Raw genomic sequence first — 20093 nt, 5'->3', positions numbered from 1 at the left:
TGCACCGGCCAGACGCGTTAAGGCGCAGATCGTGTCGGAGAGCCTTCGGCCAGGCGCGATGGTCAATCCCCATCGATCCGCCGAAACTGCTCAGACCGCTCGAACTTCGGCGAGCCGCTTGACGGCGTACTCGTCCTGCCAGCAGACGGCGGCTTCCCATGCGGCTGACGCTTGCGTGGCGATGTCGTGCGCGTCGTGGTCGAGACCGGCAGCGTTGCCGGGCAGCACAAGGTCGAGGTCGGGAACGTCGACATGTGACTCGTCCCAGTCGATCAACGCGACCCGATCGGCGGTCATGCGGACGTTGCCAGGGTTGTTGGGGTTGCCGTGGACAACGCATGTCTGACGTTCGATGAGCCGTGCCCACGCTGCTCGACATCGAATAACGCCCTCGGGAGGCATCGCGGCAAGGTTGATCCTCGTTCCAGTTTCAGCGTGAAGGAGGTCGGTCGACGATCGCCAGCCTGGGCGCTGCGGCCAGCCCTGTGTCAACCGATGCAGATCGCGGAGCGTGTCGGCCACACGACGCCAGTCGGACTCTGTCTCGGGCGGTCCGCCCTCCATGTATTTCATCACCACCAGACCGTCCACGAACAGCCGACCGTCAGTCGTCGGGATCGGCACTGGAACGTGCATGCCTTCACTGTCGAGGTATTGGATTAGCACGGTTTCCCAAGCAAGATCGGCGTCGGTCCTGGGACCGAGGCGAGCGACCGCGATCTGCCCGTGGACGCGAACGCTCCACACGTCGTTGGCAACTCCACCCCTGAGTCGTTCGATGCGAACCGCGTCTTCACCCCATTCTCCGAGTGCTTCCCATCCCATCGGCGATACCCTGGCGGCCATGATTAAATTGACTGAAGAAATAGATAATTTTTACGACGCCACGATGTCCGCTTCTGGCGGCGCGAAGCAGCCATCCCGTCATGGCTGCAATCATCGAAACCTAAAGCATTTAAGCCCTCGGTGGTAGCGAACGCCAGATGGGTCGCAATACAGACTATGCTGCCGAGTGCATCATCGGACCTGGGAGAAGCTTACCTCGCGTCTCTAGATCCCTTGGCGCAGAAAAACCACCCGGACGAGGATCTGAACGGGGACGATCGATCTCCTCGAGAACTTTGGCATGTCACTCGTCGTTGCGCCTGACGAAAATGATAAGGAGCTTGACGCCGACCAACGCGTCCGGTCCCGAGCCGCGATTGGTTCTACATCAATTATGAGAACCCTACGGAATCGCTCCCCTACAACTCAAAAGAAGGCTGATGGGGCCTCCGGGTGTGGCTACCATGGTGTGATCCTACTGTTTCCTTCACAAAGAAGCTCATGAGGATTCAATCAGTTCCGGGGAGCTGCATTACTCATTCGTTTAGCGAAATGAGGAGACTTCGGACATTCGCCAGACTCCCTTGTTTTCGGGGAGTCCGGCGCGCGCCTGAAAAAGACAGGGAGCGAAGGTCCGGCTTGCTATTGCTTCGCCAGCTTTACCTTCAGGGCCTCGATCTTCGGGGTGATCGTGTCGCCGCTGGACAGCTTCGGCGTGAACTTCGTCCAGCTTCCGCCCTTGCTCGGCTCCGCGCGGTATAGAACCTTCGGCTTCGCGGTATCGCGCGCCCAGAGCTGACATTCGTCGGAATGGTTCGTTCCCCATGCTCCGGCCCACTGATCCGAGACACAAAGCTTCCCGTCCGCTGTCGACCAAGTGCCTGCGGCATGGGATGGTCCGTTTCCCGTATAACCCAGCATCTTGCCGTCGGCGCCAAGGTACCAGGAGATCGGTTCTTTCTCGCCCTTGTGGCCTTTCTCGGTGAAATTATATGTCTTCCCGGAGAACATTTCCCTGATCTCGGCCGCCGGAATTGGCGCGGCGCCTTTGGGCGCAGCCTGAGCGAGGGCCAAGGTGGGGACGGCAGCAAGCACTGCCAAGGCAATGATCGGTCTCATGATAACCTCCAGTTGTCAGCAGAATCAAAACCGCGTTCGACCTGACCGACAAACGGCGCCACAAGACGCGCGGAACGGCCACAGCTCGAACGGGCCAGCACGGCATTCCTGTCCAAATCGGTGGCCGGACACCTTCCGGCGAAATCCCTCGTCAACGCCGCAAGGGCACCCCTCCGGCCACCACAGTGCAGGCTATCAAAAGCTGGGTTGGCGCGCATATATCATTTGATAGACGAACGCTTCAGTCGCCGCACTTGGCAAGACCGAAAATCAGCCGAGCGAGCTCAGCCTGGCGCTTCGAACCCGTCTTGTCGAAGACCGCATGAAGCTGGGTTCGTATCGTGCCCACGGAGACTTCGCGGGCCTTCGCCACTTCGTCGACGCTCTTGCCGAGGCCGATCTCGCGGGCGACGGACGCTTCAGCAGGAGTGAGGTCGTAGAGGCCAGCAAGAATGCCTTCGTCGACCGTTGCCTCCTTCGACAGGGGCGTGATGGCCAGCAGCAGATCGGCTGCATTGAAGATGTCGTTCGCGGCTCCGGCTATCGGAAGCGCGTGGACGACCATTGCAAGCTGATCCTCCTGTGCGGCGATCGGGAAGGAGCCGCCGTATTTGGTGACGCCCGCTTCGAGCAGCGACGCCCAGCGGGCATCGCCTGTCTTCTGGTCGATGACCAGCCGATGTCGACAGTCGCGCATGGTACTCGGGATCAGGCGTTCGAAACTCTGATTGGCTACGACCAACCGACCGTTCTTTAAGGCGCCAGCCCAAATGCCAAGCGCTTCCATTGCGTCGACTGTCGACTTGATCTGCTCGAACTTCAGCCGCGACGCCAGGAGAGCGGCGCGAGCGAGGTGTGGCCTAATCTCCGTCAGCGATGCGGTGACCTTGCTCGGGAGCGGGCCTTCCTCGAAACTGCGATGGATCGAGAGCTTGATGATATCTCCAGATGGTGAAGTAATGCCCGTTCCGGCATGCCAGAAGCATCCGTGCGGTCGCATGAAGCCCTGATAGTATTCGCTCGCCATCATTTCCTCGTAGGTCATGATGTCCGTGTCCATCAGGAATCGCGGTTCAGAGAACCTGCGGGTTCGCTCCTCGCTCAGGAGATATGGATTCTTTGAACCCCAGTTCTCTGCGATGTAGACCTTCATCTTCGGAACGGCGGAGTCGTTCCCGATCCAACGGAAATCACCTTCCGGGGAGACGCCCATCAGAACGCCGTCGTGGGCATGGCTACGCCGTGCCAGTTGATCGAGCAGTCCGCGACCCTTCCACAGTTCGGGAATGACTGCTGCTTCGTATATCGATGCGATGAAATCGTGGTCCATCGGCGCCTCCGGGGCGACATTATCACAACGGTCAGCGCCCGGAAGCAACATGGTCGACGAGCAGCTACCTTCGATGGAGGTAGCCTCCCGGCGTGTGTGGGTCCAACGCGCTTGATACGGCCATCAACTCGACGAACAGCGGTCGTAGTCTGTCGTCATGGCCCCGACCTAAGGCAATCGCCGCCAAGCGTCGCCGGATGCAGCGGACGGCACGTAAAGACACCCCTTTGAACGCATTGTACGATCTGCACAAGGACGGTCTTCGCTACTGCATTCACTATCAGCTTCCGGAAACGAAGCGGACGACGTCCAATATCGCCTTTCCGGAGTTGAAGATCGCCTATTCCTTGACGACTACTACTTCGGGCTCTACACCCGCTTCAACATTCCAAAGTTTGGGACCGAGGTGGTCAACCAGCGCTATCCTCGGATCAATCGTCAATGAAGTTTCGCCAACTTGGCGCCTCGCCGCTCAGACTGTCAGAAATCGGGTATGGCGCCAGCCGCATTGGCGACCTCGGCAGTGTTCTGGATTGCGAGGCTGTTCTGGAAGCGGTCTGGGATTGCGGGATCCGCTATTTTGACACAGCTCCCGGATACGGGCGGGGGCTTTCCGAACGGCGGCTCGGCGACTTCCTCAGAACGCAGGAACGGTCGTCCTACGTCCTGTCCACCAAGGTCGGCAAGATCCTGACGCCGGTCGGCGGGCGTCCCTCGAATGTGATGCCTTTCGACATCGCGTACGACTACTCCTACGAAGGCGTGATGCGCTCCTTCGAGTTCAGCATGGCCAGGTTGGGATTGTCATCAATCGACATTCTACTGGCTGATGATCTCGAGGCCCCTACCCTTGGTCGCGCAGACTATCGACGGCACCTTGCCAAGTTCCTTGAAAGTGGTGTCAAGGCGCTGGACGAACTAAAGGCGAATGGAGACATTGCCGCCTTCGGCATCGGCGTGAACGATGTAGGCGTATGCCTTGACGTAATGCAGCGGGCCAAGCTCGACTGCATCATGCTCACGGGCCGCTACACTTTGATCGATCGGACCGCCGGAACTCGCCTCTTGGGACTGTGCCAGCGAACAGCAACGCCCCTGATCGTTGCAGGGATTCTGAACGGGGGAACGCTTCTTGAGGAGAATGCAGAGCGTGACGTCTCGGATCCTCTAGCGCCTTTTGCGAAGACAGCGCAGGAAATTGCCCGGGTGTCAGGCGTCAACTTGGCAAGCGCCGCCTTGCAATTTCCTCTTGCGAATTCATCAGTCGCTTCCGCCTTGCTTGGAACCACCGATGCCCAACGTATCAAGGGCTTGGTGGCGGGGATCAAGGAGCAGATCCCTGATCACGTCTGGTCAAGATTCAATTCTGTGGCCCTCAACTAGGGAGGCCGGCGTCCAAATGGATGCTCGTCGCGATGGCCGCAATCGCGGCCCTGATATATCCGCAACATCTAATTGATTTAATTACGTCTTTTGCGTTCATATCGAATTATCATAACGCTCACCGAGCTTTTCGCAGCCAGCTGGAACTTTTCCCGCCGCCATCAGTTTTCCCCAGCGTAGCGATCCCAACGCGCTGCAAGGACCGATGCATCGCCCAAATGCTGGTCCACAGTAGGCCCGGCGGGACCCCCTCCCTGCCGGGCTTTCGCTTTCTCATCACAGGGAACCTAAAGCAGGCTCAGCAGTTCTGGGAATGCGATGACCATTCAGCCGGTCAGCGCAAGCTGGAATCCAGTCCCAACTGATGACCAGCCCAATGAAAGGCTCGGCGCATGATGTGTCGGGCCTTTTCCATTTCAAATGTGTCCTGGGGCGCCGGGATGTTGCGCTTTGAGCTCTTCACATCGCGATTGTATCCTGAGGTCTTTGGCAATTTGGGGCGATACCAATGAAGCGCATGTTTCTTCTGGCCGCGGTCCTGGCTTCAGTCACTGCCCTTGCCGTCAGTCGCAGTGCAGTGCCCCAAAAGAGTTTGCACGCAACTGTGCCGTGCGATGAGTTCCGGGCTGCGGATAGCGTGCCCATCGAAATTGCGAAGATCAAAGGCAAGCATGAAGACATTGCCGACATGCAGCTTCCCTCCCCGACCACATAGTGGGTTCTGCAGTTTGCCGAAGTAGGGTGCATTTCCTCATCGGAGTCCAGTGCTTCACCGTTCAGAACGGTGGTGGGTCGCCGAGTAGGCTAGACGCCTGGCCAGGTTACTGGCCTCATGCGCTGAAAATATAGGCACAAGGGTGCCCGGTGGGCGATAAGGCATCTCTCGTGGTGAGCATCTTTTGCAAACCTGGCTTACGGCCGCGGGCATTTGCAAATGAGGGTAGAACCGCGCACCGAACATGACGGGTCTTTCACAGGTGTCCACTGCGACAGTTCTGTAGAAAAGGTGGCTTTCAGGAAGCCCCGAATGTCATCCTGAACAGGACTGACGTCGCGTGGAATGCTGAAGCAATTCCTCCCAATTTGACCGGATGTGAAGCCCAGATGGTCAAACGTCGTCCAGCCTCCGGCCTTTTGGAGAAGAGTGTCTCCCTTAAACGCTGGCGAAAGGACGGCGGTTTCAATCTTCCTCAACCTGGCGGGATCCTCGTTGCAAAACCAGTTTGGATTGTCTTCCAGCCAACTCTCCACCGTACAATTGGCCCCGGCGTATACGCTCGCAATGGTATTGCCCGATGCGTCGGCCTCATTGACATCAATGATTTTGAGAAGATCCGGCCAAGTGGCCTCCAAGCCCGTATCGAAAACTCGAACCATCTTGAGCGTTCCGTTGCGAAACTCTCCCTTCAGGTCAATTCCATCGGCAGCCAACTCGTCAACGATGGATAGAAAATCTGGGCGTGGAAGCCCGTTGACTAAAAGGAGGCTTACGTTCTCTTTCACCCCGCGGATATGTTCGAACTTTTTACTCCTGAGCGCCCGTATGATCCGAAGCGTAGAATCTGCACCGCGTCTTTTGACGCCTCCGACGGCGACAGCATAGGCACCCGAGGAACGACCGGCGAAATAGTCCCATCCCTCTTGGTTCGCGCCATTCTCCATCAGCAGGTCAATCAAACGATCATCAGCCTGCGTCAGCAAAGCTTCCTTCAAAAAGCTCCGCTTGAACCGCCCGTCAGCATATCCATTTCCGTCAACATTCCCGCGACGTAAGATCGTGCGAGCGACAAGATAATCGTTCTTCCCGATTGCCGCCATCAAAGCTCGACCATCGTCAGTAACAGGATCTGCGACTGCAAGCTTTGGCAATCCGCAATCAAGAAAGAAGGACAAAGCGATTGCGATGACATGCCTCCATCGTTGCGTGATATGTCGACGAGCGACAATCATGTCCCACCTTGAACTAGCCTCTCTCCCCGCTGTCGCCTGCTCGGCTGTAGATTGCCGCTATGGAAACTGCCGCGGGATTGATCGGGATACTGGATTGTGCGGACAAATCTACATCAAGGCTACGCCCTAGGAAATGCTACAAAACTTCGTGTTCGTCGGCCTGGGTGTTGCCGAGAGCCTCGCAACCAGTTTCATCCGGGCACCGAGCACTGCGTTCGGCGGCGTACTTTTCATTTGTTGAAATTCACACGGATGCTCAGCGCGCGGCCTCGCAGCTTCAGAGTGGCCGCCTATTTTCGCACGAATTGAACGAAGCTATCGATTTCTTGTTCCGTTGCGTGGCATCTTTGAAAGGATTCCGGCACAACAGGTCGCGGGGATAGAACTCGCGGAGTTCGAGGCATCACTGGACGACGCGAAAGACGCTGCGGCCTTGAAATTCATGGTGGATGCCGTTTTGCCATTGCTGACTGCCTCCGGCATCCGCGCTCCGTAAAGCTCGGCTAACCCGCGCCGTCAATTGCCACCGGCTGCGACCAGAACCGGATCGCGCCGGAAGTCCTCAGGAAATATCCGCTTGAGGTTCTCGATCTTTGGAAGATCGTTGATCACGATATACGGGTAGGTCGGATTGTTCGTCAGAAAATTCTGATGATAGGCCTCTGCCGGATAGAAGCTCTTGCCTGGCTCGATCTTGGTGACGATCGCAGCATCATAGACGCGGGCATGGTTCAACTGGTCGATGTAGGCTTTGGCGACCTTGGTCTGCGCGTCGGTCTGCGGGAAGATCGCCGAGCGATACTGGGTGCCCGTATCCGGCCCCTGGCGATTGAGTTGCGTTGGGTCGTGCGCTACCGAAAAGTAGATCTGTAGCAGATGGCCGTAGCTGACCTTACCTGGATCAAAGACGACCTCCACGGATTCAGCATGCCCCGTCGAGCCCGTGCTGACCGTCTCGTACTGTGCCGAGGACTGCGGGCCACCGGCGTAGCCCGAGGTCGCGCTCACGACCCCTTTCACATGCTGGAAAACGCCCTGGACGCCCCAGAAGCAGCCTGCGGCGAGAACGGCGGTTTCGGACGCGGCGCTGACCGGCTCGTCCTCGACCGGCGCCGGGATCACCGTTGCCTCCTCCGTGGCCGACGCCGGCAGTACCAAACAGGCGCCGACACTCGAAAACACCGCCGCGCCGAGAATAATGAGACGCAGAGAACTTCCTGCTTTCTTGTCAGAAATGTGCATCGTAGCGATCTCCTCTAGCCAAATGTAAACGCATAAGCTTGGACACCTGGATCCAAGAACCGAATTTTAAACGTGTGGTCCGCGACCGATCCGGCTTCGCGCACGGGTCGATAGAGCCGCTGACCTGTCACCGTACCGTTTCCTTCCGAGTCGATATCGACACCATGGCTGTCACCCGGACGCTTGCTCTCGATCATCACCTGGAACCGAACCGGTTTTCCGTCCGCTCCCGGCCCGAGCACCAGATGCAGGTCTCGGGCGTGGAAGCGGTAATAGATGCTGCCGTTCATATCGTTCAGCCCAGTCTTCTGCACCGACGGTCCAATTTCCAGTCCGGCCCCATTCATTCAGCCGCGGTAGTAAGGCGGCCGTACTCATTGGCCCGCACCGCCCAACCGCCACCAACCGCAGCAAGTGTTGCCACGGCCGCCAAGGTCGCTGCCATGCCAACGAGCATTGGATGTGCTGCGAAGGAAGGGCTGGCCTACGCGCGCGAAAACGAAAGGCAATACCGGCAATATACAGGGACTGACAATCGTCAGCGCACCGCCGAGATAGGCAAGGATGAAAGGGAGCATAAGTCTATCTCGCAAGCATCAGGCCGGGTGAAAAGTCATGGCAACGCCGTTCATGCAGTATCGCAGCCCGGTCGGCTTTGGACCGTCGTCGAAAACGTGGCCGAGATGGCCGCCACAACGGCTGCAGTGAACCTCGGTACGCACAATGCCCCCTGAACTGTCCTGGCTAGTCGATACCGCCCCCTTGATCGGTGCCCAGAAGCTTGGCCAGCCGGTGCCGCTTTCGAACTTCGTGGTCGAGGAGAAGGCGTTCTGATCGCAGCCCGCACAGGCGAAATTGCCCTTGCGGTGTTCGTTCAACAGTGGGCTGGTGAAGGGATACTCGGTCCCCTCCTGCCTCACCGAGTACTGGTCGGCAGTGAGAATCTTTCTCCACTCTGCATCGGAATGTGAGACAGGGAAGAATTGCGCTGCGACTGCCTCTCCCTCATCCCAGCCAAAGCGCGATGCCACGACAGAGAGCCCCGCACTAAGAAACAACAGACGTCTGGTAAACATATTCGCTTCTCCTCACCTGACGTGACACACTAGGTCCGCTTGCTTGGAGCAATATATTCCACTGAATATACTACTTACCGGAACTACGTGAGAAAGCCCGACCTTGTTACACACATGATGGTGAAAACACCGAAACGTGAAGGCCCACCTAGTCCTCGGCTGCGGATTAGGCAATCGCCGCCAGGAAGCTCGCGAGTGGCGGCGGCGTCATATGTCGTAATGAGTGTCGTCATATCCGTAAGGCGCTGGCTCTGTCGACGCTTCTCCGGCGCCACTTGTCGAAGGCCCGCAGTGGAATCTTGACCTTACGGCAGCCTATGGCAACGCCCGACAAGAAACGGTTCAAATAGCTGATGCGCTTGGCCATTAGAAGCTTCGCTCCACTAACGGCAAAAACATGCTCGGAGCGGTCTGACGCATGGCCGCCTGTCAGGGCAGTTGGTCTCCGCAGACTTTTTCTGTAAGTATGGCCGCCCTCGAAATGTTTCCCAGGATATAGAATGCTTCGCCTCTCCGAGCTAGCCAAAGGTGATTTCCTAGCTTTGGATATCGAAGGCGACGGTAACAAAAACCAGCGGCCCGTAGAGATTTCCGTTTGCGAGTTTAGTCACGGTGCGTTCGTGCGAGAGCACCATTGGCTGATCAATCCCGAGCGCCCGATTAGCTATTTCGCGAGAGTGAAGCACGGGATAGGAGACCGAAAGGTGCGATCTGCCCCGAAATTCACGGAAGTCAAAGAGGAGATTGCGAACTTGCTGGCCGGAAGGGTCGTTGTCGCCCACGATATGACTGGCGACTTGCTTATGCTCGGCGAAGGTGACCCATCGATTATCGAATATCCAGGACGGATAGTTTGCACCTACCGTATGGCAAAGCGCGTCCTTCCCGCGCGCCAGCCCGTGACGCCCGGCGTCACAAGTCTGAGTGCATGGCTAGGCATCGACCGAGAAATGCCAGACGGCCTAAGGCGGAAAACAGTCCATTCGAGCTCGCTCGACGCGTGGAGGACGGGAAAGATATTTGTTGCGCTGGCAGGCAAGTTGCCCCCTGACGACAGGACACAGGAGATGCTCTGCCGGCAATTTTCGCTCAGCGTCAAATCACTTGAGGCAATCCGGTCGAAGTTGGCAAAGCGCGCGATGTCGGCTTCGAGTGCCCAAATTACCTAGTGGATGGCCAGCGAGGTTGGAGCGTTAACTCTCGTCGAATACAGTCCGACGTAGGTGCCGATCAGCATCGCTGCGATGTCCTCAGCATTACGATAGCCGTCGTTGTAAAATTCTATCGCCGCGCTGGATAGCACGTTCGACGCCCTCTCATCAGGGCTCTCCTCGTAGTAAAGAAACCACGCCCGAACGGCTTTGGACATCGTTCTGAAATCGAGCTCGCCGCTTCGCTGCATTGCACCCTCCTTGATTGGCCAAAGGCTTTCTTCGCAGTGCACTTTCTATGGCGTCAGGAGAGCAGAAGCCATTGACGACGAGATCGCGCGCAGTGCGGTCAAACTCCCTCGGCCGCACCTTCCCTCCAGTCTCATCTTTGAGCACGTCCATAATAAGGCGGCCACTGATACCGCAATTAACCTTCAAGTCCTAACAGACCAATCGGACTTGCCCGCGACAGCTCAGAGCTGCAAGAACACAGTCGTCGAAGTCGCGGAAGGTGCCTTACCGCCCTGCCCTTGCCAGCGACCGTGCGATGTCGACGATATCATCAGGGCCAGCGGTAGATGCGGACATGGGGATACTTGCGGGCGATCTTGGCAAGGAAGGTCGGCGGCATACCCATGGTGGCCGGATAGATGCTGCCGATCCTGATCTGGCCGATGCGGCCGCCGCCGGCTGCCCGGGTCAGTTCCGTGGTCAGATCGATGTCGCTCAGGATCCGCACACAGCGATAGTAAAAGGTTTCCCCTGCCCTGGTCAGTTCCACCCGTCTCGTCGAGCGGATGAACAGCGGACAGCCAAGCTCCCTTTCCAGCGACATCACATGATTGCTGAGTGCCGCTGAGCAATGCGCATCCTGGCTGCCGCCCGCCCGAAGTGCAGTTCCTCGGCCACCACTTTGAAATAGGAGAGTTGGCGTAAAGGTTTCACAGCCTCGCACAGGAAGCTGGCAGTTCAGGCGGTAGTCATTCAACCCACTTAGATGGGTTGAATAATTTCTAAAAATGCATTATTTGAACCATTAAAAGGGTCAATTAATGCGCCTAACGCTCCAAAACCATTTTGATGACGAGTGGCATCACGCCGCGACCCTAGAATTCAAGGACGACGCGGCCGGCTTCCAGGGCGCGTCGATCGTCGATTACGATCTCGATTATTTCGTCACGATGGCGTCGGCGGAATTCGCGACCGGCAAAGCGGTCCGCGACCATCGTGCCTTTTCAGTCCGTTATCCCGTTGACCTCGAAAATCGATACAGCCGCAGCTGGCCACCCTTCCTCTTGGATCTTATACCCCAGGGGCACGCAAGGCGAAAGCTGGCCGATCACCTCAGCCTTGCTGAGGGTTTGGGCGCTTCCGATCTGCCGCTGCAGCTGTCTAGCGATGGCGGACAGCGGTCTGGCGGCGGGTCAATGATGGCGAAGGACCGCTAAATGGCTCGATGGAAGAAGCCGACGAAAGAGGAGATTCTTGAAAGCCGGAGAACACTTGCGGAGCGTGCTCGAACTGGGGACCTGAGGCTGCCCGGTGCTGTGGCGGAGATCCGCAAAGGGTTCGGCATGACGCAGGAGGAATTTGCCAAGATGCTGACGCTTACCAGGCGACAAGTTGCGGAGATCGAAGCCGGCGCCGCGAACCCCACGCTCGAAACGTTGGAAAAGATTGGCCGCGTGTTCGGATTTGGCGTTGGGTTTGTTCCAAAGCAACCGGGGCCAACTTGATAATCACGCAGCGCGCTCAAGTGATATTGGTTCAATTGACGGCTTACGGCACGCGCGGCGGCGGCAGGAGCCTGAATACCTACGATGCGGCCAGTAACGGCAACTTCGATGACGACCAGCCGCTGATCGACACCTCCGATCACTTTCCGATTTTCACCGCTTGGACCACCGGCCCCTGATCGTCTGCCACCCTTGGGGATTTATGAATCGTGCAACGCTGCGCTCGAGCGGCAACGACAATAAGGGGATGTCGACTCCACCGAAATCACGGCGAAACATGGAACCGAAACCGCCCCCTGCCGTTTCGTTATCTTCCCGAATTGGAGGCGTCGAAATGGAAACTGCCCAACTTCATCGTGGCCGACTAATCGATCACATCCAATTGGTCGTCGCCGATCTTTCGGCAAGCCGCGCCTTTTACCTCCCACTGTTAGACGTGCTCGAAATTCCAATTGGTGGTGAGGCCGATGACTATTTCTGGGCTGACGAACTCTTCATTTCATCCCGAGACAGCGACGCTGCCCTCGGGGAGCTAACTGGGCGGCATCATTTGGCCTTTCAGGCAAAGGATCGTGCGACTGTCGACGCATTCCACCGCGCGGGCATCGCCAACGGCGGTACCGACAACGGTAAACCGGGCGAACGATCATATCACCCGGGATACTACGCCGCCTTCCTGCTTGACCCAGACGGGAACAACATAGAGGCGGTGTATCACGGACCGGCCAACCGCAGCGCTCGGTCAGTCGTAGTTGACTTCTGACGACCGTGGTTGGCGGCGAGGACGAAGACGACAGGCAATGCAAAGCAACGCTGCGGTAACTGGTGTTGCCCGACTCGGATTCCGTCGATAGATGGACGACTCAAGCAAGCGGCCTGCCACGCAGTTGGTTTTTGTCGCTAGCAAACATACGGGCGCTCCCCAATCGGGTTGAGCGCCCGTAATGTTTTGTCCATGTTCCCTCGTCTTCGGATATTTCCGTTGGGCCAACTCCCCCAAACTAAACCGTGCATCTTGCCAAACGGGCCTTCGTGACTATTTTGCCAATCGCAAATCAACCGAGGACTTACATTGGCTACTGGTACAGTGAAATGGTTCAACTCTGAAAAGGGCTATGGTTTCATCGCCCCCGATAATGGCTCTCCCGATGTGTTCGTGCACATCTCGGCGGTAGAGCGTTCCGGGCTTTCAGGCCTCAAGGATGGTCAGAAAGTCAGTTACGAACCGAAGCAGGATCGGCGTTCTGGTAAAACAGCGGCTGAAGATCTCCGCGCACTTTAATATTGAAGGCTGCCGCGCGAGACGCGGCAGCCGAAACAACAACAGTAAAGTCTGTCCGCGAGCAACGACTTTCAACCACACGTTTGTCAAGGCGGCGTTCAATAATGAGGCAGCTGAGGCAACCAGGGGCGGACAAATATGTTCACCGCTTCGCGCTCCGTCGCGACTTCACCCCGGTTTGCCATGTGCTGAACTGCCAAACGCGTGGCCAAGGCTTTACCCGCAAAGCCAATGTGGGTTGGCCATAATCTTCACCAAAAAGCGCTTGTCTTTCGTATTTCTGCATTCTTACGTTTCAAACGGCTAGCACGCGGTCGAGTGAGGCAGTCTAACCCGGCTCAGTTTGGTGGACGGCAAGTGAAGCGGTCACCATAACCCTTGCGTATGACTGACCAAAGTAGCTTTCTCAGGTATGTTACCTGAGGTCCAACGATAGGATAGGATTTCAAATGACGCGTTGCAGCCATCAGAACTCCGTTCGATCCGTCAAGCCCCAGACCATGGGGTGTGAAGAATGCCTGGCAATCGGACAAGCTTGGGTCCACTTGCGACTATGCCGTGAATGCGGACACGTTGGATGCTGCGATCAATCAATCGGAAAGCATGCGACGGCGCATTTTCGGAGCACGGGCCATCCCATCATCGAAGGCTACGATCCGCCGGAAGGCTGGGGTTGGTGCTACGTGGATGAGACAATGATTGACCTTCCTGATCAGACCCCTCAGGTCGGACCGATTCCGCAGTTTTATTAGACAGGAGGTCGAGTGCATGGACGTCCACTCTCGCCAAGCCCAGCTGTTTCCCGTCCTGACCCCGTTGCAGATAGAAGTAGCCAAAAGATTCGCCAGCGGAGAGCCAAAGACGTTTGGCCCTGGCGAACAGGTCTCATCGATTGGTGACCGGCAAGTCCCGGCTTGGCTGGTTCTTTCTGGGCGGCTTGATGTCTTCGGGAAAATTGGCTCCCACTCGGAGACCGCAATCGTGTCGCATGGGGTGGGCCACTTCTCAGGCGAACTCAATCAATTGTCGGGACGGCCTGCTATGGCGGCTTCACGGGCTGGCCACCATGGTTGCGTCGCCATTCCCTTTGACGCCACGCACGTCAAGGCGCTCATCATCGGCTCGGCCGAGGTCGGCGAAATCATCATGCGGGCCTACATTCTTCGACGCGTCGCGCTCATCGACACCGGGAATTCCGGCACCGTGCTGATTGGACACGATGGAAACTCGGATTTGCGTGCCCTTCAAATCTTCCTCTCCCGGAGCGGATACCCCTACGTTGTGGTCGATGCCTCCAGCGAGGGCGAGGGTCGCGATCTGGTGGAGCGCCTGGGTATCCAGAACAGCGATCTACCGGTCATGGTCTGCCCAAACGGGACTGTCCTGAAAAAGCCCACCGACGCGGAGGTAGCATGCTGTCTGGGGATTACACCGGAGCTGGACCCGGAGATGGTGTACGACACCGCGATCGTCGGGGCGGGTCCCTCAGGACTGGCTGCGGCGGTCTATGCCGCCTCTGAAGGCCTGAGCGTTATCGTCCTGGACGAACGTTCTGCAGGAGGACAAGCAGGTAGTTCTTCCCGCATCGAAAACTACCTGGGCTTTCCGACCGGCATCTCGGGCCAAGCCCTGGCCGGTCGAGCACTCAATCAGGCCCTGAAGTTCGGCGCCGAAGTTGCCCTGCCCTTGAGAATTTCTGAGATGTCACCGCCCGTTCCCGGCAGTCGGCGCGATGGTCTAATCAATCTTCGCACGACCGACCGGCGAGCAATCATGGCGAGAACGGTCGTGGTTGCATCTGGAGCACGATATCGCAGACCGAGTATCTCGAATGTCTCGGACTTCGAGGGTGCCGGCGTGTCGTACTGGGCAACGCCCATCGAAGCAAAGTGGTGTGAGAACCGGGATATTGTCGTCGTCGGTGGGGGCAACTCTGCTGGTCAGGCAATCGCCTACTTGGCCCCCAAGGTCAGCCGTCTCCACCTGGTGATCCGAAGGGACCTCGCGGATACGATGTCGACCTACCTGATTGAGCGGATTGCCGCCCTCCCGAATGTCGTGATGCACGTCGGATGCGAGGTAGCCTCCTTATCGGGGGATGCGTCGCTTCTGGCAGTGAAGATCAGAAACTTGAAGTCCGCAAGAGAGACGGAATTCGAAGTTCGCCAGCTCTTCATGTTCATTGGTGCTGATCCTAACACCAGCTGGCTATGCCCGCACATTACTACGGACCGCGCCGGATTCATCGTAACGGGAGCTGCTTTCGATCCCTTCGTCGAACAAGAGGTGGGCCGCGCAGCTCTGGCCCTCGAAACCAGCATACCGAACATTTTTGCCATTGGAGATGTAAGAGCGGGCTCCACCAAGCGGGTGGCAGCAGCTGTGGGCGAAGGCGCGGCGGTAGTCAGCCAGATTCACACAGCTTTGGGAATTCGAGATGGCGACCGCAATCCACCTGCGTTCCTTGAGCCTTCACCTCCGCCGAACTGAACCTGAGCCTCGGAAAATTCCAGCTCCCGCTGGAATAGGCAGTGTGTGAACCGCCGAGCTTCCTGCACGTTGTGAGGAAGGAGGAAACGGCGATGAATGTCCAGAATGAAGGCTCCAGCAGGAATGTTCGCGACGTGGCGCCGATCGGAGCGGCCCTAACCCCCGGGCTGGTATCGTTTTGGTCACCAAAACGGAAAAGCCTTTCCGCCGCTTCCAGGTCGCCCTTGAAGTCGAACCCATCGGCATCGTCTCCACCCAAAGCTTGACAGGCTGCGCAGGGTGAAAAGAAGCTCCGTTCGCGCTCCCCTCTCCCACTATTGCCCTCGGTCGGCCATGGCCCGCCAGAAAGTCAATCCAGCAGCTTGCGGATCGCCATGATCCCCTTCGCCGTATCCGACCAAGATTGACGCCAAATCAGCAGGCCGACGCCGAGTACCGTCGCCACGACAAACGGGAGCGGACCCAGGAACCAGAAGGCCGCCGCTACAGTGAAGTAGTACGACCTCACGCCGACGCTAAATGATCGGAGCGCCGGGTTCAGGACCAGCGTGAGCGCCTCGGTCCAGGCCGCGATGTCGCGCTCTTCTTGTCGCGACGGGCTGGCGCCGATTGCGGCCAAACAGTAGTTCAGCTGCCTCACCGCCCAGATGAAATCCGATAGCCCTCTGAGGAGTGTGGCGATGATCAGCAATACCTTGGTTTGGAAGAGCCACGCGGGGTCCTTGGCCGCGAACATAGCGATCAGGCCATCACCGTTTCCGTAGTTGGGCTCCATGAACAAAGCGCCGCTGAGGCCGACGATCACGATCAGATTTGCTGAGCCGAAGAAGGACGCGGAATTGATCGTGTGGCCCAGGATCGCGGCGTCGCCGATGAAATTGTTGTCGCGGGTCAGCGTCTCGCGCATCCACGCGGCTCGGACCCGCACCATATCTACGGACAAGCTATCGTTGGGCCGTGGCCACCCGAGAGCCAATAGCGGCTCAATCGCAATCCACACCACGATGAAGAATACAAGCGACGCGATGTTGAGCGTGTCCATTCGGCCCCCAGCCAGACTTTTTCGCACACTATCGCGGGCGTTGACGTCCTCCAAGAGGGGCCGACGTTTGAACCGCTGTCCGCTAGGGCTGCTGGCGCATCCCCGGCGTAGCCTCCCGCTGATCGGCATCAATCATGTCGGTGGCAACAAGGAACGCGTCCGTGTGCTCGCGAGCTGCCTCTCTGAGCATGGCCAGCTTCGGGACGTCGTCACCCTTTTCACCTTGACAATGCCCTCGCGCGACGCTGCTCTGCAGCTACGCTTGGTTTTAGGAGGTTTCACCGCAAGCCGGCCGCACGCGCTTCGACCGGGGTCACAACTCAATATTTGGGTTATGTCTGCGGAGATGGTTGGCGCTGTTGAGTTAGATGCTCAGGGCCACGAGTTTGGCACGGTCTGCGATCGAATCGGCTACGTGATCTAACGTCACAGCATTTGTGGCAAGTGGAGACATCTTTTCTGACAATCGGGGAATCGCGTCCCCTGTGGCATCTGATAGTTCTTTCACCCGACGGCGTACTAAGAGTAAGCCGACACCTGTCTCCTTCGAGAAAGCCTGCCAACCAGCGGCGTCCATTTCCGAAAGCGTTGCGCGTTTGCCGATTCGCATAGCCATCTTCGGAGAAAGGTCTGGATAGGCCACCGTGGATAGCAGATCGTACAGCGGAGCCATTCGCGGTCCACGATCATCATAAAGGATCGAGAAATTCTTGCCGTGGGCATCCGCATTTCCGACAATGAGATTGAAAATCGCAGCATCCAAAAGCTTTGCGATGTCCGGACCCGGCCGCTCAGATACCCGCCGCAATAACTCAAAACAATCCCTAAAGGTCGGCCCGCCCTCGCTTGCATACTTAGTTTCAGGTGGCACACCGAGTGCTTGGCAAAAGTCTTCCTGATGGATGCGGCGAACCACACCGTCGGCATCGCAGTAGCGATCGTATCGCTCGACCAAAAGGAAAGGGCGACCATTCGCGGACCTCGGTTCGACGGGAGCAACGTCGAGCCCGATTGCGGCAGCAAGCCTCATCACGAAGGCTTCATTCTCGCTGGTCCCCGGAAAGCGCGCAATTGGTGGTTTCAAGATGTGCGTAGTCGCCTGGCCTGGAAGCGGTAGAGCGACTTGGCCATCGACTAGAACAACTGGAACTTTTGATTGGGCGCCCGCAAGCGATAGCCTCAAGCCTTCCTGGCCGGCCAATAGCGGCCGTGTCGGAAGTGCGTCCAATATCCGAACGATTCCTGCCTCATCCAGAGGTGCCGTTTGCTGATCCGCAATCGGTTCTGCCCCGATGGGTTCCTGATCTTCGGGCAAAAGCTGAAGCGCGCCGGCGACGTCGCCGCCCAAGCGATCAAGAAGCGCGAAGTCGTTGGCAGGTGAAACACCCAACGCCTGCGCCGCAACAAGACGCTGGCTTTCTTCTGGCAGCAGGCCGCCGAAAAATGGCCGGCATTCACGGCGAGAAAAAGGTTGTGGACGCTTCGGAAGTGAGGCCGACAGTGGAGGCGTCTTTTCGTCATCAAGCCAAGCTTCAGCGTATGCGAAGCCGATATCGCCATGCTTATCTTGGGTGAATTGCCCGACAATGCGACCACCCCACCAGACATTGAGAACCCTAACCGTCATTTTCTACGTTCACCGGGGGCTAGAATATCAATCGAACAACCCAGCGTTTGCAGAACCTGCAAAACCTTTCCTATCTGAGCTGTCGGCTTGCCGGCTTCGAGGTCCACAATGAACCTTAGGCCAACTCCAGAGACCCCGGCAAGCTCGTCCTGTCGCAAGTTTTGCTCCTTGCGTGCGCTGCGTACTAGGGCGCCGATATCGGCTGGACTTCTGACTTGTTTTGCCATCTTTATTTCCCGATCGGGAAAATAACAGCACATCAGCCGCCCTGTCGAGTAAAATTTTCCCGATCGGGAAAATCACGAGCGCCTGATGATCTGTGTTTGGAAAATTTTCCCGATCGGGAAATTCAGATGGAGCCGATGCGGTGCCGGGAAACCTCGGCCGATTGGGAGTTATGGCCCCGCTGATTGGGAATGGCAGCGGTTCCTATCCTACTGAAAGTCTTGCAGACTAAATCACAACATCGGATTCCGATCCAGCTTCGATGGCGAAAACGTCCTATCGCACGTCGGGCGCCCTCCGCTAGGCGTGACAACAGTTTGTCGCCAAATCGACCTGCTGAGTCCTCCGGTCGATGCACGACAACAGTCGCACCAAAGGATCCGAGGACATGTCCTTCAAAAGGCCGACATGAACTGGTGATCGCAAACATCTACGCTCTCGGAATCGAGAAATGGTGCGGCTCGTTCCCGGTGACCTCCGGCCTGCTGCGTGTCGGGCTATCGCCCCGCGCCCCAGTCGGCCACGCGGCTCGCGACCGCCTCGAGATCCCCGCTACCGTCCCGACGCGCATGGCCAGCAGGCCACTCCGCGACTCGCTCCATTCCTGACGCCACGGCACCGACGAGATCCGCATGGGACCCATCGTTTCAGCCGCCAGCTGGCCCCTCCGCGCGGCCACTTCCTCCACTGCTTTTTCGGAGAGAAACCGGCCGAATCCAGCATAGCGAAGCGTTGTCTCAATGCTGGTTTCGAGAACGGCGAGACCAAACGGCATCTGCCCTACGTAGGCCACTGTCGGCCGCCGGCGCGCGGAATCCATGCGTGGGTGTGACCCGCCGAAGATCACTGCGCCACGGTCGATAGGATTGAGTGCGAATGGCTCGAAGGTGCCCGCTATGATCACCCGGTGGCCGCGATCCTCGAGCGTTCTGTAGAGCCTGTCGGCCAGGTCCAAACTGGCGGGAAGCGTCGACGCCGACGTGGTCACGTCGATGACCTGTTGTCGCTTTGGGAGTTCCAAGTATGCCGCGGCGACAGCCGCGGCATCTTTCGCGTCTTCGGGATCCATAGCAGAGGCGCCGAGATCCGCCTCTGTGGGGTGCGCGTGAACATTCGCCTCGTCCGCATCGTCCGGCCCTTTGGCTCGCCCGGATTTGGCTGCCGCGGCTTCGAAGAGCGGGCGCGCCGACGTTACCAGCGGATGCTCCGCGACTTCGCCGTCACGTCGCGGGCGGCGAACTGCGTGTTGAATGGGCTGAGCTGTATGAAGTCGGACCTGTCGCGCGACAGCGATCTGAGCTAATGCGCTTCAGCCGTCAGAAATCCCACCGCGCCGGAACTCAGCGAAATAGATCGCCAGCCGCCACCCGGCCGAGAGACGGGAATGGCAAATGCGTGAGACAAGCCGTGAGCCGTTCGCCGCAAGTTCCCGCATCAGACGAACCCGCACGCGGGTCGCCTCCTCGGGATCGTGTTCAAAACCGTTGCGCTACTCCGGATGATCGAACGAAACCGGAAATATCGCGTCGCCCGCGAACATCAGTCGTCCGCCACCCCGTGAGCCACTGGAAACGTTTTCTATCCAGCAAAATTGGAAATGGGGGAAATTATTTCC

Annotated in this window: 22 protein-coding genes and 3 pseudogenes; 11 read left to right on the top strand and 14 right to left on the bottom strand. The window is 57.9% G+C overall.

Annotation, left to right across the window (positions count from 1 at the left end; all coding sequences use genetic code 11):
• Positions 1 to 90: 90 nt before the first annotated feature.
• From IB248_RS17520 to IB248_RS17510, 3 genes are all read right to left on the bottom strand, one after another.
• The gene (locus IB248_RS17520) at positions 91 to 825 is read right to left on the bottom strand and encodes a phosphotransferase (protein WP_192241385.1); all 735 of its coding nucleotides are present in this window, start codon (positions 823 to 825) and stop codon (positions 91 to 93) included.
• Between the two features lie 642 nt (positions 826 to 1467).
• The gene (locus tag IB248_RS17515) at positions 1468 to 1944 is read right to left on the bottom strand and encodes a DUF995 domain-containing protein (RefSeq protein WP_192241384.1); all 477 of its coding nucleotides are present in this window, start codon (positions 1942 to 1944) and stop codon (positions 1468 to 1470) included.
• 241 nt (positions 1945 to 2185) lie between these two features.
• Complete coding sequence (locus tag IB248_RS17510) at positions 2186 to 3274, bottom strand: helix-turn-helix transcriptional regulator (RefSeq protein WP_192241383.1); 1089 nt, start codon at positions 3272 to 3274, stop codon at positions 2186 to 2188.
• Positions 3275 to 3715: 441 nt separating this feature from the next.
• On the opposite strand from IB248_RS17510, the gene IB248_RS17505 reads away from it, so the two are divergent.
• Both IB248_RS17505 and IB248_RS17500 read left to right on the top strand, forming a co-directional pair.
• Positions 3716 to 4657 (top strand): aldo/keto reductase, encoded by a 942-nt coding sequence (locus IB248_RS17505; protein ID WP_192241382.1) that lies wholly within the window; start codon positions 3716 to 3718, stop codon positions 4655 to 4657.
• A 508-nt stretch (positions 4658 to 5165) separates the two neighbouring features.
• A complete protein-coding gene (locus IB248_RS17500) occupies positions 5166 to 5372 on the top strand; it encodes a hypothetical protein (protein WP_192241381.1) in 207 nt (68 codons plus the stop codon).
• Positions 5373 to 5569: 197 nt separating this feature from the next.
• Here IB248_RS17500 and IB248_RS17495 read toward each other — a convergent pair whose 3' ends face one another.
• The 4 genes and pseudogenes from IB248_RS17495 to msrB form a co-directional block, all read right to left on the bottom strand.
• Positions 5570 to 6607, bottom strand: a complete 1038-nt coding sequence (locus tag IB248_RS17495; RefSeq protein ID WP_192241380.1) for a hypothetical protein — start codon at positions 6605 to 6607, stop codon at positions 5570 to 5572.
• Between the two features lie 516 nt (positions 6608 to 7123).
• Entirely contained in the window at positions 7124 to 7849 is a 726-nt protein-coding gene (gene msrA / locus IB248_RS17490; protein WP_192241379.1) for a peptide-methionine (S)-S-oxide reductase MsrA, read from the bottom strand.
• Positions 7850 to 7863: 14 nt separating this feature from the next.
• A pseudogene (locus IB248_RS17485) lies at positions 7864 to 8206 on the bottom strand (cytochrome c biogenesis protein DipZ); the annotation flags it as partial.
• A gap of 239 nt (positions 8207 to 8445) precedes the next feature.
• Positions 8446 to 8925, bottom strand: coding sequence for a peptide-methionine (R)-S-oxide reductase MsrB (msrB, locus tag IB248_RS17480; protein WP_192241378.1), 480 nt, complete (start codon positions 8923 to 8925; stop codon positions 8446 to 8448).
• 500 nt (positions 8926 to 9425) lie between these two features.
• On the opposite strand from msrB, the gene IB248_RS17475 reads away from it, so the two are divergent.
• Complete coding sequence (locus tag IB248_RS17475) at positions 9426 to 10094, top strand: exonuclease domain-containing protein (RefSeq protein WP_192241377.1); 669 nt, start codon at positions 9426 to 9428, stop codon at positions 10092 to 10094.
• On the opposite strand, the gene IB248_RS17470 is transcribed toward IB248_RS17475, so the two are convergent.
• Both IB248_RS17470 and IB248_RS17465 read right to left on the bottom strand, forming a co-directional pair.
• Entirely contained in the window at positions 10091 to 10327 is a 237-nt protein-coding gene (locus IB248_RS17470) for a hypothetical protein (RefSeq protein WP_025659606.1), read from the bottom strand. The two genes, IB248_RS17475 and IB248_RS17470, sit on opposite strands and share 4 nt — an antisense overlap.
• A 326-nt stretch (positions 10328 to 10653) precedes the next feature.
• A pseudogene (locus tag IB248_RS17465) lies at positions 10654 to 11021 on the bottom strand (LysR family transcriptional regulator); the annotation flags it as partial.
• Between the two features lie 107 nt (positions 11022 to 11128).
• On the opposite strand from IB248_RS17465, the gene IB248_RS17460 reads away from it, so the two are divergent.
• The 7 genes from IB248_RS17460 (at position 11129) to IB248_RS17430 (ending at position 15584) form a co-directional block, all read left to right on the top strand.
• The gene (locus IB248_RS17460; protein WP_246779265.1) at positions 11129 to 11524 is read left to right on the top strand and encodes a hypothetical protein; all 396 of its coding nucleotides are present in this window, start codon (positions 11129 to 11131) and stop codon (positions 11522 to 11524) included.
• Positions 11525 to 11812, top strand: coding sequence for a helix-turn-helix transcriptional regulator (locus IB248_RS17455; RefSeq protein WP_192241376.1), 288 nt, complete (start codon positions 11525 to 11527; stop codon positions 11810 to 11812).
• The gene (locus IB248_RS17450) at positions 11809 to 11991 is read left to right on the top strand and encodes a hypothetical protein (protein ID WP_192241454.1); all 183 of its coding nucleotides are present in this window, start codon (positions 11809 to 11811) and stop codon (positions 11989 to 11991) included. Before IB248_RS17455 ends, IB248_RS17450 begins: the two co-directional genes overlap by 4 nt.
• A gap of 155 nt (positions 11992 to 12146) precedes the next feature.
• Complete coding sequence (locus IB248_RS17445) at positions 12147 to 12575, top strand: VOC family protein (RefSeq protein ID WP_192241375.1); 429 nt, start codon at positions 12147 to 12149, stop codon at positions 12573 to 12575.
• Positions 12576 to 12884: 309 nt separating this feature from the next.
• Positions 12885 to 13094, top strand: a complete 210-nt coding sequence (locus IB248_RS17440; protein ID WP_062368753.1) for a cold-shock protein — start codon at positions 12885 to 12887, stop codon at positions 13092 to 13094.
• A 449-nt stretch (positions 13095 to 13543) separates the two neighbouring features.
• Positions 13544 to 13846, top strand: coding sequence for a UBP-type zinc finger domain-containing protein (locus IB248_RS17435; RefSeq protein WP_192241374.1), 303 nt, complete (start codon positions 13544 to 13546; stop codon positions 13844 to 13846).
• Between the two features lie 16 nt (positions 13847 to 13862).
• Complete coding sequence (locus IB248_RS17430) at positions 13863 to 15584, top strand: NAD(P)/FAD-dependent oxidoreductase (protein WP_192241373.1); 1722 nt, start codon at positions 13863 to 13865, stop codon at positions 15582 to 15584.
• Positions 15585 to 15933: 349 nt separating this feature from the next.
• Here IB248_RS17430 and IB248_RS17425 read toward each other — a convergent pair whose 3' ends face one another.
• From IB248_RS17425 to IB248_RS17410, 4 genes are all read right to left on the bottom strand, one after another.
• Entirely contained in the window at positions 15934 to 16626 is a 693-nt protein-coding gene (locus tag IB248_RS17425) for a DUF599 family protein (RefSeq protein WP_192241372.1), read from the bottom strand.
• Between the two features lie 364 nt (positions 16627 to 16990).
• Complete coding sequence (locus tag IB248_RS17420; protein WP_192241371.1) at positions 16991 to 18253, bottom strand: type II toxin-antitoxin system HipA family toxin; 1263 nt, start codon at positions 18251 to 18253, stop codon at positions 16991 to 16993.
• Positions 18250 to 18480: a helix-turn-helix transcriptional regulator gene (locus IB248_RS17415; protein WP_018859659.1), complete on the bottom strand. Its 231-nt coding sequence runs from the start codon at positions 18478 to 18480 to the stop codon at positions 18250 to 18252. The genes IB248_RS17420 and IB248_RS17415 overlap by 4 nt, the downstream gene beginning before the upstream one ends.
• Before the next feature lie 428 nt (positions 18481 to 18908).
• Positions 18909 to 19547, bottom strand: a complete 639-nt coding sequence (locus tag IB248_RS17410; protein ID WP_192241370.1) for a hypothetical protein — start codon at positions 19545 to 19547, stop codon at positions 18909 to 18911.
• 36 nt (positions 19548 to 19583) lie between these two features.
• Here IB248_RS17410 and IB248_RS17405 point away from each other — a divergent pair, with 36 nt between their 5' ends.
• Positions 19584 to 19781, top strand: a complete 198-nt coding sequence (locus IB248_RS17405; protein ID WP_192241369.1) for a hypothetical protein — start codon at positions 19584 to 19586, stop codon at positions 19779 to 19781.
• A gap of 37 nt (positions 19782 to 19818) precedes the next feature.
• On the opposite strand, the pseudogene IB248_RS31365 reads toward IB248_RS17405, so the two are convergent.
• A pseudogene (locus IB248_RS31365) lies at positions 19819 to 20039 on the bottom strand (MBL fold metallo-hydrolase); the annotation flags it as partial.
• Positions 20040 to 20093: the final 54 nt, after the last annotated feature.

The sequence above is a fragment of the Rhizobium sp. RHZ01 genome, from assembly GCF_014851595.1.
GTDB lineage: Bacteria > Pseudomonadota > Alphaproteobacteria > Rhizobiales > Rhizobiaceae > Rhizobium > Rhizobium altiplani.
The sequence above is the reverse complement of the archived record's forward strand: the minus strand, read 5'-3'. Positions and strand labels throughout refer to the sequence as shown.